This is a genomic window from Gramella sp. MT6 (assembly GCF_019357415.1).
GTDB lineage: Bacteria > Bacteroidota > Bacteroidia > Flavobacteriales > Flavobacteriaceae > Christiangramia.
On sequence record NZ_CP048410.1, the window covers coordinates 1,627,898 to 1,642,500 of the forward strand.

A 14,603-nucleotide genomic window follows, 5' to 3' on the forward strand; every position below is an offset into this window, starting at 1 on the left:
AAATTATAAGGAGTAGAAATTTTAAACTCATGCATTACAGGATAAAGATTATAACCTGTAAAATTATTCCGTTCCTATATAATTTCCGATAAGGGAGAGCCCTTAAAACTGTGAATTAGAATTCATACATGAGAATCTCATTTTCTTCACCCTTTACAATAAGTTCCAGTTTAGAATCCAGGTCTGCATTTGCGATATCCACTTGCGAAGTCCCGTATACCGGAAATCCTTCCAGTAATTCTGCTTTGTCATTAAAGACATATACTTTTTGTGTTTGAGTATCTGTAATAGCAATAAGGCTGCGATTCCTGAAAGTGAATAATTGAGGGTCTGTATAAAGACCAAAATCGAGATTCACGATCTTCGAGTTTATAGAAAGTTCGTTTTCATTTAGGTAAACAAGGTCGTTTTTGGAAGCGACGATCCTGTTGTTCTCTGCCAGTCCCAGGTCGCTGGAAGAGACATTTCCGTTTTGTGAGATCTTCACAAGATTTTGTTGTGGATTGGTAGAAACAAAACTGTTCTGGTACCCATACCATTCGTTTTCAGAAAATTCAAGATTTTCTTTTACCGGAACTCTTATTTTTCCCTGTCTGCTTAGAATATTCAATTTTCCCGATTCTTCTGCTATGAGAATGTAATCCTTATTGCCAAGTCTAATATGTTTTGGAGCCTTTACAACATCGCTACCGGCCTGTTCAAAGTCGAAACCGGTGATCGCTTTTCCTTTTGGACCTACCATATATACCCTCTTATTCTGAGTAAGAACAAATCGGTAGTTCCGGTTATTGTCATAATCAAAGACCGATAGCGGCTGGGTGAGCGCTTGATTGAATTTAATTGGGTAACCTTTCACTTTATTGCCATTTCTGTCCAGAACCTCCATGTTATAACCTGTAGAAAAAGCGAGCTGTAAATTTCCATTCTTAAAAAGATCTACCTGGTAGATCGGGCTGGTGATCTGGCTGTCAAGATTCCTCTTCCAGAAGATATTTCCCTTGTTCGAAATTAAATATAGATCGTTGTTTTCATCCTGAACCGCAATATCAAGTTGGTCTGTCCTGTGATTCCTGAAAAAATATGGATTTGTGGAAACAGCAGAATCGATCTTAAAAGAAGAGATCTGTTCTGCGCCATTACTTTGAGCTGCTTTCTCTGAATTTGAAAGAATACCATGCAGATGGGCAAAATTATCCTCGTTGATAACCTGAAAGGCGGCTAGACTGTTTTTATTGAATTTAAGATCTACAGATTGGTTTTCCCGGGATTTGGAAAATTCCCTGGAGTTTATAACAAACAACATCGAGGATTCAGATGAAAGAGAAGACATCAGATCTGTGAAATATTGTTTGTTAATCAGCGTATCTGTATTTTGATAGGAGGTGATGAAGTTTTTAAGGACTTCTACGGAGTTAGAAAAAATCACGAAGTTATCCTCTATAGTATAATACTGAAAATTTTCTAAGGTCATAATATTTTTGAAGATCTCAGCGAATCGTAATGCTTCGGACATTTCTACAATGGAAGAACCTCTGAATGATTCAATTTCTTCGCCAAGACCTGCCAGGGCTTCCTTGGCGGCTTCAATTTCATTGACATTCAAAACAACCGCATTCCCATCTTTTAATGCTATAGTAGCAATCTCCCTGCTATGATCCAGTATCTCGGGATAACTTTTAGATAAGCTGTCTTTCCTTATCTTTTTTAAATTGGTGTGCAAATTCTGGAAAGAAGAAAATCCAAGTGAATAATAGCTTACGAAATCAGAAGGACATATTTTACCAATTTCAGATTGTCTTGGATCGTTATCTGTAAAAATACTTAGAAAATTACCTTCATTATTTTTTAGGCTTATACCATTAATTTTGATCTCCGATCTTGTGAGGTCCAGATCAACAGAGCTCCATCCGGCAAAATTTTTAAATACGGAAAATTTCAGGTCATTGAAGAATGAAGAAAGGTCTTCAGGTAATTTTGAATGCTGCAGGAAAACAGAAGTTTTATTGGGGTCTGAAGCGTCAAAAGCTCTTTTAAAACTAGCAGAATTCAATAGTTTCTCGCCGGAATCATAATCCAGAACCCTTTGTTTTGAATTTGTTATGAATGAAGTATTTCCCTTTTCATATAGGAAGAATTTTGAATCTTCAATACTTATTCTTTTAAATTCCACATTTCCTTTATTAAAAGTTTCCACAGCCTTGTTCTTAATGGAATCAAAAGGGATCAGGCTGGAATCACGTTTAGTTATAAGAGTGTAACTAAGATCCTGTGATGAGAGATTTGATATCGATAAACCTGCTTCATTCTTCAGGTTTAAAAATCGCAGAAAACCCAGTTCTTTGGTAATCCTGGTTTTTAAGGGAAATTGACTTTTACCTAGAAGGTCATTTGAATTCAATTCATCCAGAAAAACTTCGGGATTGGGGGTGATTACAACCAATTCTGAATTGTCAGGGATCAGGTTTAGGATATTGAATTCTACTTTCCTGTTTTCTGTGCAGGAAAATAAAGAGATTATTAGAAAAACTAATATTAATCTTTTCATTGGGTTTGGTTGGATTTGGGCAAAAATAGAAACTTAGAAGTCAATCTTCAATTGATCTGGAAGTAGTTTAAAGCTTTTTCGGTGATATTTTGTGATTCCATACCTTGCAATGGCATCCCGGTGTTCTCTGGTTGGGTACCCCTTATTCTTTTTCCAGTTGTACAGGGGGTATTCTTCATGGATCTTTTCCATGAATTCGTCCCTGTAGGTTTTGGCTAAAATAGAAGCTGCTGCAATACTCATATATTTTCCATCGCCTTTTATTATGCAATTGTGTGGAACCTTATTGAAAGGTTTAAATCTGTTTCCATCCACAATTATTTGATCCAGATCAAATTTTAACGATTGTAGAGCCTTGTGCATGGCTAGAATAGAGGCGTTCAGAATATTTATTTCATCGATTTCGTGCATAAAAACATGCTCAACAGCATAAGCAACTGCCTGGACCTCAATTTGAGATTTTAATAATTTTCTATTTTTTAAACTTAATATTTTCGAGTCATTTAAGACTGAATTTTGAAAGTCACGAGGGAGGATGACGGCAGCAGCAGTCACAGGTCCGGCGAGACATCCTCTACCTGCTTCGTCTGTACCTGCAACCGTTAATTCAATATTATAAAATTCAAGCATTCGTAATTTTGTTATGTATTTTTTAAAGAATATTTAAAATGCACTATTCAAAGCTCCTTTAAGATTCCCCTATTTGTTAAAGTATTGATAAGTTAAAATGGTAAAAATTTTGGTTTATTAGGAAATTATTATGATTTTTGGCGCTGGCTAATTCAAATTTAACAAATAATGAAAAAAAGATTACAAGGATTGCTGACACTTTTACTGGTGTTAGTGGTGCAAATTTCATTTGCACAAGAGAAAACCGTTACAGGTACGGTTGTAGATGAGGACGGTTTGCCTCTACCCGGGGTAAACGTCATTGAAAAGGGTACTAGTAATGGAGTGCAAACCGATTTCGATGGTAATTATAGTATAACAGTAGATCAGGGTGATGTACTGGTATATAGTTACCTTGGTTTTGCTACTCAGGAATCAACGGTAGGTGCATCTGATGTTGTTGATGTAACTATGGCTGTTGATGCTGCTGCCCTTGATGAGGTTGTGGTTGTGGGATACGGTACTGCTACAAAGCAGTCATTTACCGGTTCTGCTACAACAATTGAGGCAGAAAACCTGGATGTGAAGTCAACTTCAAACATTACACAGGCTCTTGCCGGTGAGGTTGCTGGGGTAAATGTAATTAATACTTCAGGTCAGCCTGGTTCAGCTTCTACTATTCGTATTAGAGGTTATGGTTCGGTAAATGGTAACCGTGATCCACTTTATGTTGTAGATGGTATTCCATTAAACGTAAGTAGTGGTGCAGATGGTACCGATAGTGAGGCTCTAAGCACAATTAACTCGATTAACCCTGCAGATATTAAGAGTACAACTATTCTTAAGGATGCAACGGCTACAGCTATCTATGGTTCTAGAGGGGCAAATGGGGTTGTTTTGATTACAACTAAATCTGGTAGTGCAGGTGAAGATTATATCGAACTTGATGTGAAAACTGGTGTTAACACGCAGTTGATCCCTCGTTACGATGTGATTAGATCTCCAGAAGAGTACATTGGATATGTTTGGGAAGGTATTTATAACCGTGGGGTTATTACCGGACGAGCAAATCCAGTTGATTTTGCTAACTCTCAGTTGTTTACAGACAACTACGTTCCAGCAGGATATAATCTATGGAATGTTGAAGATGGTGGAGAGCTTATCAATCCTGAAACCAGAATGGTAAGAGATGGAGTTACTAGAAGATATACTCCGCAACGATATGAAGATTTAGCTTTTGATTCTTCAATCAGAACTGAGGCGAGTGTGCGTTTTGGTGGTGGAAATGAAAAAACTAAATATTTCGCTTCCATTGGTTATTTAAATGATGATGGATATGCTATTAGAACTGGTTTTGATAGATATACTTCTCGTTTGAACCTTACCTCTCAAGTGAAAGAATGGTTAGAAGTTGGTGTTAACCTTGGTTACACTTATTCAGAAACTATTGCAAACGGACAAACAGTTGGTTCTGAAAACTTATTTGAATTTGCTGATAAGATGGCGCCAATATTCCCTGTATTCCTTAGGGATGATAACTTTGAATTAGTTCCAGATCCAATTTTTGGTGGAAATCAGTATGATTATGGTACAGATTCAGGTTTCCGTGCTAGACCTAATGCGAACAACTTGAACCCGATCGCTTCGGCTCTTTACGATTTTAATGGTACAGATAGACACCAGTTAAATGGAAACATGTCTTTAAATCTTGATATTACTGAGAACTTAAGATTTGAAACTCGTTTTGGTGGTAACTACTTCATGGATAGAGAGAAGCAGTTTAGAAACCCGTTCTATGGTGGTGGTAGATCTACTGGAGGTGATTTATATACTGAAGATGTTGAGTACTATTCAACAAACTTTTTACAGTTACTTAGATTTTCAGATCAGTATGGAGACCATGGTCTAGAGGCATTTATCGCTCACGAAAGCAATAAAATTAAAAGATCTGAATCTCAGAACTACAAAGGACTTTCAGTTTCTCCTGATATTTATGAGTTAAACAACTTCGTGGAAAATTTAAGCCCACCAGTTGGATTCTCTGAAGGAAGGTCTCTTGAATCTTACTTTGGTCAGTTAAACTATAACTTTGCAGATAAGTACTATTTTAGTGGTTCTGTTCGTCGTGACGGTTCTTCAAGATTCGTAAATGACAAATGGGGAACATTTGGTTCTGCCGGTGTATCATGGGTAATCTCAAATGAAGGATTCTTTAACTCTGGGTTAATTAACTTCTTAAAAGTTAAGGCTTCTTACGGTATTACAGGTGATGAAGCTGGTGTTGGTTACTATGATGGTTATGATACTTTCAACTTAGGACTTCTAGGTGGAGGAATCTCTATTTCTGCTAATGATAACGGAAACCCAGATCTAACCTGGGAAACTTCAAATATGTTCCAGGTTGGTACAGAATTTAGTTTAGGCCGTTGGTTAGATGGTTCTGTTGATTACTATAGAAAGAGAACAGATAATCTTATTTTTGAAAGAAGAGTAGGACCTTCTCAGGGTATCGCTATTATTACTGTGAATGATGGAGAGCTTTTAAACTCTGCAGTGGAATTCAACCTTACAGGTCACATTATTAACACAAGAGATTTCAAACTTGATTTGAACGTGAATGGATCGGTGAATCAGAATGAGATTCTTACAATGCCGATTGAACCATCTACAGGAGAAGAGAGAATCCTTGATAACTCTCCTGGATTTTACGCTTATTCTCAGGGTAGCTCGATCTACGATTTTTACATGAGAGAATATGCTGGTGTAGATCCTGCTAATGGTGCACCACTATGGTACCAATATTATAATGATGTAAATGGAAACGGAGTTTTTGATGGTGATGATGAATCCATTTCTTCAATGACTACGTATATAAATGACAACCCTGATGCTAATGTAGAAAGAAGGGTGACAGATACTTATGCTAGTGCAACTGATAAATATGTTGGAAAGTCTGGTATTCCGGATGTTAGCGGTGGATTTAGACTAGGAGGACGTTATAAAGGTTTTAACTTCTCTACTCAGTTTATCTACAGCCTGGGAGGTTATGCTTATGATGCGCAATACGCTGAATTGATGAGCGACCGTTTTGGTGCTGCTGGAAATAACTTCCACACAGATATCGCTGATAGATGGCAGAGACCTGGTGACATCACAAATGTACCTGCTCTTACAGATAATGCTTTTGTAAATGGAACTTCAACTTCTACTCGTTTCTTGACAAGTACTGATTATCTTGCTTTGAACAACGCTTTAGTAGGTTATACTTTTGACAGTGAGACTATTGGAGCTACAGGTTTGGATTTATTGAATATCTTTGTATCTGGTGATAATTTATTTACAAAGACTGCTAGAGAAGGATTTTTACCAAACACAAGTGAATCTGGTAACTCTGGTCGTAGACTTTACGCACCACTTACAACTGTAACTTTAGGTGTTAGAGTTAAATTCTAAAAAAAAATATTATTATGAAAAGTTTACTTAAAATTTCAATGATCTCAACCTTACTCTTTGCTGGGGTAGGTTGTAGTGAAGAGTTCTTAGATGAACAGCCTAGTGAGTTTCTTACCGCTGGGCAAATAGGAGAAGCTGCAGAAAAGAATCCTGCAGTAGTTAGAGGTACCATGACCGGTATCTACTCTTTAACTGTAGAAACAGGAACTGGAGGAACAACTGGCCACGATGATTTTGGTCAAAAAGGTTATGATATCTTTGGTGATATGCTTTCAGGAGACATGGCTCTTTCAGTAAGTACATATGGATGGTATAGAGCTGATATTACTGAATTCCAGGCACCTCAGGATTTTACATCTAACAGAAACTACATGGTTTGGAGATATTACTACCGAATCATCCGTTCTGCTAATACCGTGATCGATGCACTTGGTGGTAATGAAGCGATTCCAGAATTGGACGAGAATAAATATCTTATGGGGCAGGCTAAGGCCATCAGAGCTCATTCTTACTTTTATTTGACTCAGTATTTCGCAAAGAAATATAATCCTTCTGCAGAAATACTTCCTATCTATGATGATCTTCAGGATCAGAATGGTCCTAAAGTAAGTATGGGTGAGATCTATGATTTCATGGAAAAAGATCTTAATGATGCTATTACTTTATTAGATGGATTTAACAGAGCTGGAAAAAATGAGATCAACAAAACTGTTGCTCAGGGAATCCTTGCTTATGTTTATGGATCTAAAGGAGAATGGCAGCAAGTATATGATCTAACTAGCTCAGTTATTAACAGCGGACAGTACACCCTTATGAGTGCTGAAGAAGTTCTTGGCGGTTTTAACGATGTAAACACATCTGGATGGATGTGGGGAATCGATCTAACTGCAGATGTTGACCTTGGGCTTGTTTCTTGGTGGGGTCAGGTAGATCAGTATACTTATAGCTACGCATGGGCTGGTGACGCTAAAGCGATAGATTCAGATCTTTATGCAGCGATTCCAGATAATGATGTAAGAAAAGATCAATTCGAAGCTCCGGTTGGTGCTTATACAGATCTTATGCCTCGTAATAAATTCTATGATCCTAACAAGGTGATTGGAGGTCAGGCTGTTGTAACTACAGATTATGTATACATGAGAGTTGCAGAGATGTACCTTTTAAAAGCTGAAGCTGCTGCTCAATTAGGAATGGATGCAGATGCTGCCGCTACTCTTAAAACTTTATTAGATGAGAGAGTAGATGATGCTTCTTATGTAGATGCTCTTTCTGGTGGTGATCTTTTAGATGAAATTTACCTGCAAACTCGAATTGAACTTTGGGGTGAAGGTAAAAGTTACCTTGCTATGAAGAGGAATAAAGCTACTATTTCCAGAGGTGATAACCACCTTTCTTTTGTAGGTGTGGCAATTCCTTATGATGATGAAAGACTTACTTTCGAGATTCCAGAATCTGAAATTCAGTTTAATCCTTTCATCAGCGATCAGAACGAGTAGTAACTAATAACAAATTTAATTATGAAGAAATTTTTTAATCTATTTTTCGTTCTTGCAGCCTTCTCTTTAGTTGTTGTAGGTTGTGATTACGATGATGATATGGAGCCATTAAGTTATGTGACTTTTGGCGAAACAAGTGGAGAAATTGCAGTACCTCAAAACGGTGGTGGTTCATTTGATGTATCAGTATATACTGGGAATGTAACTGGATCTGACAGAACTTTCGATGTCATGGTTGCTGAATCATCAACTTTACCTGCAGATTCATATTCTGTACCTGCTACGGTAACGATACCAGCAAATTCTAATGAAGCATCTATAACTGTAGATTTTACAGATACGAGTATCAGTAACGCAGGTAATTCTTTAGTACTTTCTATCGAAAGTACTCCTGAAGTAACTGCTGGTGATCCTCTTGCAATAAGTGTTTCTAGAGATTGTCCTTCAGAGCTTGAAGGGACTTATTCAGTATTAACTAGTGGACAGTCTACAGATGGAGCTGCTCCAGATCCTGTGGTAGATCTACCATATACTGTTACTCTTACTAAAACGGGAACTAATAAGTATACTGTTTCAGATATCTTTGCCGGTATTTATATTGACTGGTATTGTGACGCTTATGAATATTGTGTGGATACGGAAGCTACAATCACAGATGTTTGTGGTAACCTGTCTTCTACCTTTGAAGAGCCATTTGGAACAGAAACTAACGTAACTGGAACAGTGAACGCTGATGGTACATTAACTATCTCTTTCGAGAATGGTTATGGTGATACAGCAACTTCTGTTTACACTAAAATGTAAGAACATATTTGTTTGTTTAAGCAGAAAACCACCCTTAAAAGGGTGGTTTTTTTATGCTTATTTTTATAATTGGATCTTCGCCATCGCTAGAATCTTAATTTTTTTAATCTAGTAAATTTTAAAATTCTATTTTAGCCTCTCATTAATTCCTGAATGAAACGATTAGTTATATTATTCTTATTTCTATTTACAGTTGGACTTCATGGTCAAACTAAATTAGGGCCAAGGGGTGGTGGTGAAAATGATCAGGATAGTACCGAGAAAGATAGTCTTCCGGGAGTAGATCTCTATAAGATCATTTCCATCGAAAGGGATACTACTCATCTCGATACAAGTCTTACCATTATGGATGATTACAAGTTTAATTATCTAAGAGATGATAATTTCGAATTGCTTCCCTTTTCCAATACCGGCCAAACCTATACTAGTTTAAGTTTAAGAAAGGACTATAAAATAGCATTTCCAGAATTTGGAGCCAGGGCAAGGCATTTCAATTTCTTTGAGGTAGAAGATGTGGATTATTATCACGTTCCTACTCCCTGGACCGAGTTGTATTTTAAAACCGTTCCGGAGCAGGGTCAACAGCTGGATGCTTTTTTTACGATTAATACTTCCAGGAATTTCAATATGTTCATCGCCTATAAAGGAGTTCGAGCACTGGGTAAATTTCAGCATATACTCACTAGTTCGGGAAATCTTCGAATAGGTTTTAGTTATGATTCTAATAATAAGAGATATCATGCAAAGGCTCATTTCGTTTCACAGGATCTGCTGAATCAGGAAAATGGAGGCTTAACAGACCAGGCAATTCAGCAATACATTAATAAAGAAGAGGAATTTGATGATAGATCTGTCCTGGACGTGAATTTTGAAGATGCTGAAAGTACCCTTTTTGGTAAAAGGTTTTTTCTGGATCATCATTATGAGCTTACTAATCTTGCCGATTCTACCAATAGCCTGAACATCGCCCATACCTTTGATTTTAGCTACAAGAAATTTCAATTTGATCAGCAAACTGCCGAAAATGATATTTTCGGTGAATCCTTTGAAGCTGCTAATCTTAGAGATGCCACAAGACTGGAAGTGCTTTTTAACGAAGCTTCCGTAAATTATTCTAATAGGTTATTAGGAGATATTTCCTTTAAAGCTGGGCATACTAATTATGACTACGGTTATAATTCGGTTTACATACGTCCGGGTGATACTATAGGAAACAGGCTTACTGGAGATCTACTTCATATTGGGGCTTCTTATAAGAAACAGTATGGGGGCTTTAAGGTGGAAGCCGAAGGTAGGTTGAATCTAGCCGACGAATTTAGCGGGAACTATCTTGAGGCGACAGCTTCCTATGAGTTCGATAAGGAAAACAAGATTCGTTTTGGGGTGAATCAAAATAGTGCTGCGCCTAATTTCAATTTTTTATTGTACCAGAGTAATTATATAAACTATAACTGGCAGAACAATTTTGATAATGAAATATCTCAACGACTGTTTGCAGATTTCAGATCTAAAAAGTTCTTTGATGTTTACGGGAGCTTATCGCAAATAGAGAACTATTCATATTTTGGATTAAATCAAGAAGGCTTTGTTAAACCATTCCAGGCAGGAGACCAGGTTAGATATTTAAAATTAAGAGCGGAGAAAGAATTCGATTTTGGTTTATTTGGATCTTATAATACAGTAATGTATCAGAATGTCCTCGAAGGGACGGGGGTTTTAAACCTTCCTGAATTTACCACTCGTAATTCTATTTATTATAAGGATTACTGGTTTGATAGGGCTTTGTATTTACAAACAGGCTTTACTTTTAAGTATTTCACCAAATATGATATGGATGGCTATGATCCTATTCTGGCAGAATTCTATACTCAAAATACCCAGGAGCTTGGTGGATTCCCTGTGGTCGACTTCTTTTTTAACGCTAAAGTGGATAAGGCGAGGATATTTTTCAAGCTTCAACATCTAAACGATTTAATAGATGGAAATAATAATTTTACCGCCCCGGGATATCCATACACCGATTTTTTAGTCCGTTTTGGGCTTGTTTGGGATCTTTTTCTATAATTCTTCCGAATATTTATTGCTGAATTCCTTTCTTATTTAGTCTTTTCCTGAACTTTTCTTGATTGTTTCTTGTTCAGGGTTGCCGAATTCTGCGTTTTTTTACTGAAATGATTCCATTAACATAAAAGTGACTAAAGTTTAATAAAGCTATTGTGTAATTAAAATTCAGCTGTATATTTGCAGCCGCTTTGAGAGCAAGGCGGATGTTCACTGAAAGTACTGGGGATGGGGTATAGCGCGAGTCGAGCCTTTAAAAATTAAATAAAAAAAAGATTGTTTTTTATTTGGTTGGAGAGGAAAAGTCGTTTTATATTTGCACCCGCTTTGGAAACGAAGTGATGTTCATTGGGAAGAGAGGGGGTTAGCAAATTGATGCTGAAGGCTTTAAAAGAAACTAAAAATTTTATTAAAAAAGTTTTGGTGGATAAAGAAAAAGCGTTGTATATTTGCACCCGCTTTGAGACAGAGCAAGCGTTCACAAAAACAGACTGAAGTTAAGAGAAACCGCCGGATGGGGCGATATAGAAAGGTTCGATTCCTTGGGTTTTAACAAGAGAAGATCGGGAAACTGGTCGAGTTCATTGAAATATTGAATTGACAAGGATTTTATTTAGCGATAGATAAAATCAAGTGTATAAGAATTAAGACTAGAAAAAGTCATACTGAGCAATTTCTTTAGTAGTTGTTGAATATATTTAAGATTTAACGATGAAGAGTTTGATCCTGGCTCAGGATGAACGCTAGCGGCAGGCCTAACACATGCAAGTCGAACGGTAACAGGGATTAGCTTGCTAATCCGCTGACGAGTGGCGCACGGGTGCGTAACGCGTATACAATCTGCCTTTAAGCGGGGAATAGCCCATGGAAACGTGGATTAATACCCCATAGTATATAGACACCTCCTGGTGATTATATTAAACATTTATGGCTTAAAGATGAGTATGCGTCCTATTAGTTAGTTGGTAAGGTAACGGCTTACCAAGACCGCGATAGGTAGGGGTCCTGAGAGGGAGATCCCCCACACTGGTACTGAGACACGGACCAGACTCCTACGGGAGGCAGCAGTGAGGAATATTGGACAATGGAGGCAACTCTGATCCAGCCATGCCGCGTGCAGGAAGACGGCCCTATGGGTTGTAAACTGCTTTTATACGGGAAGAACCACATCTACGTGTAGATGCTTGACGGTACCGTATGAATAAGGACCGGCTAACTCCGTGCCAGCAGCCGCGGTAATACGGAGGGTCCAAGCGTTATCCGGAATCATTGGGTTTAAAGGGTCCGTAGGCGGAATAATAAGTCAGTGGTGAAAGTCTGCAGCTTAACTGTAGAATTGCCATTGATACTGTTGTTCTTGAATTATTATGAAGTGGTTGGAATGAGTAGTGTAGCGGTGAAATGCATAGATATTACTCAGAACACCTATTGCGAAGGCAGATCACTAATAATATATTGACGCTGAGGGACGAAAGCGTAGGTAGCGAACAGGATTAGATACCCTGGTAGTCTACGCCGTAAACGATGGTTACTAGCTGTCCGGCCTAATTGAGGGCTGGGTGGTTAAGCGAAAGTGATAAGTAACCCACCTGGGGAGTACGTTCGCAAGAATGAAACTCAAAGGAATTGACGGGGGCCCGCACAAGCGGTGGAGCATGTGGTTTAATTCGATGATACGCGAGGAACCTTACCAGGGCTTAAATGCAGTCTGACAGGTCTGGAAACAGACCCTTCTTCGGACAGATTGCAAGGTGCTGCATGGTTGTCGTCAGCTCGTGCCGTGAGGTGTCAGGTTAAGTCCTATAACGAGCGCAACCCCTGTGGTTAGTTGCCAGCACGTAATGGTGGGAACTCTAGCCAGACTGCCGGTGCAAACCGCGAGGAAGGTGGGGATGACGTCAAATCATCACGGCCCTTACGTCCTGGGCCACACACGTGCTACAATGGTAGGGACAGAGGGCAGCTACCCCGCGAGGGGATGCGAATCTTCAAACCCTATCACAGTTCGGATCGCAGTCTGCAACTCGACTGCGTGAAGCTGGAATCGCTAGTAATCGCATATCAGCCATGATGCGGTGAATACGTTCCCGGGCCTTGTACACACCGCCCGTCAAGCCATGGAAGCCGGGGTACCTGAAGTCCGTCACCGTAAGGAGCGGCCTAGGGTAAAACTGGTAACTGGGGCTAAGTCGTAACAAGGTAGCCGTACCGGAAGGTGCGGCTGGAACACCTCCTTTCTAGAGCTTTGTCACCTAGTGACAAGCGACAATTACGAAAGGGAAGTTCAGAGGCCAATTTGGTCTTGATTCTTATCGTCAATTCGATTATATATAGATGTGAGATCTTAAGATATAAGATGTTAGATTGTCTAACGCCTAAAGTCTGAAGACTGGTGTCTATTTATGGACAGTCTCATAGCTCAGCTGGTTAGAGCGCTACACTGATAATGTAGAGGTCGGCAGTTCGAGTCTGCCTGAGACTACTTTTTAATTAAAGTAAGCCATCAGGTTTATGAAGTTCATTGATTGAAATACTGAAGGAAATTCTAGAAGCTAAGGAATTCTAATTCTAAATTCTGAATTCTAAATTCTGAATTCATTATGGGGGATTAGCTCAGCTGGCTAGAGCGCCTGCCTTGCACGCAGGAGGTCATCGGTTCGACTCCGATATTCTCCACGATTCCTTGAGGTATAATGGGTATAGTTTTTACAAACAACCAGGAAACATACGTTTTTAGTTTGTAGGATCATCGAAGTTATATCGCTAGATAAGGAAAAAGTTCATTGACATATTGAGAAACAAAGAATACGAGAACACTATTAGATAGAAATATTTAATATAAGTAATACATTATAATACTTCTAACTTGAGCAATCAAGTTAGATTAGAGCATTAAGCAAAGCGCATACAAGCTAGATAAGGGCGTATGGGGAATGCCTAGGCTCTCAGAGGCGATGAAGGACGTGATAAGCTGCGAAAAGTCGTGGGGATTGGCACATACAAATTGATCCGCGAATATCCGAATGGGGCAACCCGGCATATTGAAGATATGTCATCCGCAAGGAAGCGAACCCGGAGAACTGAAACATCTAAGTACCCGGAGGAAGAGAAAACAATAGTGATTGCGCTAGTAGCGGCGAGCGAACGCGCAGTAGCCCAAACCAATGAGTTTACGGACTTATTGGGGTTGTAGGACCACGATATTGTTTGTACAAGGAATTAGAACAGGTTGGAAAGCCTGGCCATAGACGGTGACAGCCCGGTATAAGCAACTTCGTATAAAACATAGTGGTATCCTGAGTAGTGCGGGGCACGTGAAACCCTGTATGAATCCGGCGGGACCATCCGCCAAGGCTAAATACTCCTGAGAGACCGATAGTGAACCAGTACCGTGAGGGAAAGGTGAAAAGAACCCTGAACAAGGGAGTGAAATAGATCCTGAAACCATACGCTTACAAGCGGTCGGAGCCCCTTCGTGGGGTGACGGCGTGCCTTTTGCATAATGAGCCTACGAGTTACCGTTGCCAGCAAGGTTAAGCAGTTCAGCTGTGGAGCCGTAGCGAAAGCGAGTCTGAATAGGGCGTTTTAGTTGGTAGTGGTAGACGCGAAACCGTGTGATCTACCCTTGGGCAGGT

6 protein-coding genes, 2 tRNA genes and 2 rRNA genes (1 of these 10 cut by a window edge) are annotated in these 14,603 nt (G+C 39.1%); 8 read left to right on the forward strand and 2 right to left on the reverse strand.

All coding sequences use genetic code 11. The features are described from left to right. Positions 1-115 precede the first annotated feature (115 nt). On the reverse strand, positions 116-2,545 hold the full coding sequence (locus tag G3I01_RS07310) for a hypothetical protein (RefSeq protein WP_219552390.1): 2,430 nt from the start codon (positions 2,543-2,545) through the stop codon (positions 116-118). 33 nt (positions 2,546-2,578) lie between these two features. Then, positions 2,579-3,175, reverse strand: a complete 597-nt coding sequence (locus G3I01_RS07315; RefSeq protein ID WP_219552392.1) for a ribonuclease HII — start codon at positions 3,173-3,175, stop codon at positions 2,579-2,581. A gap of 168 nt (positions 3,176-3,343) precedes the next feature. On the opposite strand from G3I01_RS07315, the gene G3I01_RS07320 reads away from it, so the two are divergent. From G3I01_RS07320 to G3I01_RS07355, 8 genes are all read left to right on the forward strand, one after another. Next, complete coding sequence (locus tag G3I01_RS07320) at positions 3,344-6,607, forward strand: SusC/RagA family TonB-linked outer membrane protein (RefSeq protein ID WP_219552394.1); 3,264 nt, start codon at positions 3,344-3,346, stop codon at positions 6,605-6,607. A gap of 14 nt (positions 6,608-6,621) precedes the next feature. After that, on the forward strand, positions 6,622-8,103 hold the full coding sequence (locus G3I01_RS07325; RefSeq protein WP_219552396.1) for a RagB/SusD family nutrient uptake outer membrane protein: 1,482 nt from the start codon (positions 6,622-6,624) through the stop codon (positions 8,101-8,103). A gap of 21 nt (positions 8,104-8,124) precedes the next feature. Then, on the forward strand, positions 8,125-8,907 hold the full coding sequence (locus G3I01_RS07330; RefSeq protein ID WP_219552398.1) for a DUF1735 domain-containing protein: 783 nt from the start codon (positions 8,125-8,127) through the stop codon (positions 8,905-8,907). A 153-nt stretch (positions 8,908-9,060) separates the two neighbouring features. Beyond that, positions 9,061-10,971, forward strand: coding sequence for a putative porin (locus G3I01_RS07335; RefSeq protein WP_219552400.1), 1,911 nt, complete (start codon positions 9,061-9,063; stop codon positions 10,969-10,971). A gap of 705 nt (positions 10,972-11,676) precedes the next feature. After that, positions 11,677-13,205: ribosomal RNA gene (locus tag G3I01_RS07340) — 16S ribosomal RNA — on the forward strand. Positions 13,206-13,376: 171 nt separating this feature from the next. Next, positions 13,377-13,450 (forward strand) — tRNA-Ile (locus G3I01_RS07345). A 120-nt stretch (positions 13,451-13,570) separates the two neighbouring features. Then, a tRNA-Ala gene (locus G3I01_RS07350) sits at positions 13,571-13,644 on the forward strand. Positions 13,645-13,872: 228 nt separating this feature from the next. Next, a 23S ribosomal RNA gene (locus G3I01_RS07355) occupies positions 13,873-14,603 on the forward strand (it continues 2,100 nt past the right edge of the window). The 16S and 23S rRNA genes sit together here with 2 tRNA genes alongside, the layout of an rRNA operon.

Excerpts from the sequence above, each read along its gene's own strand:
- G3I01_RS07310 (WP_219552390.1), bottom strand. The coding sequence starts at position 2,545 with ATGAAAAGATTAATATTAGTTTTTCTAATAATCTCTTTATTTTCCTGC.
- G3I01_RS07315 (WP_219552392.1), bottom strand. The coding sequence starts at position 3,175 with ATGCTTGAATTTTATAATATTGAATTAACGGTTGCAGGTACAGACGAA.
- G3I01_RS07320 (WP_219552394.1), top strand. The coding sequence starts at position 3,344 with ATGAAAAAAAGATTACAAGGATTGCTGACACTTTTACTGGTGTTAGTG.
- G3I01_RS07325 (WP_219552396.1), top strand. The coding sequence starts at position 6,622 with ATGAAAAGTTTACTTAAAATTTCAATGATCTCAACCTTACTCTTTGCT.
- G3I01_RS07330 (WP_219552398.1), top strand. The coding sequence starts at position 8,125 with ATGAAGAAATTTTTTAATCTATTTTTCGTTCTTGCAGCCTTCTCTTTA.
- G3I01_RS07335 (WP_219552400.1), top strand. The coding sequence starts at position 9,061 with ATGAAACGATTAGTTATATTATTCTTATTTCTATTTACAGTTGGACTT.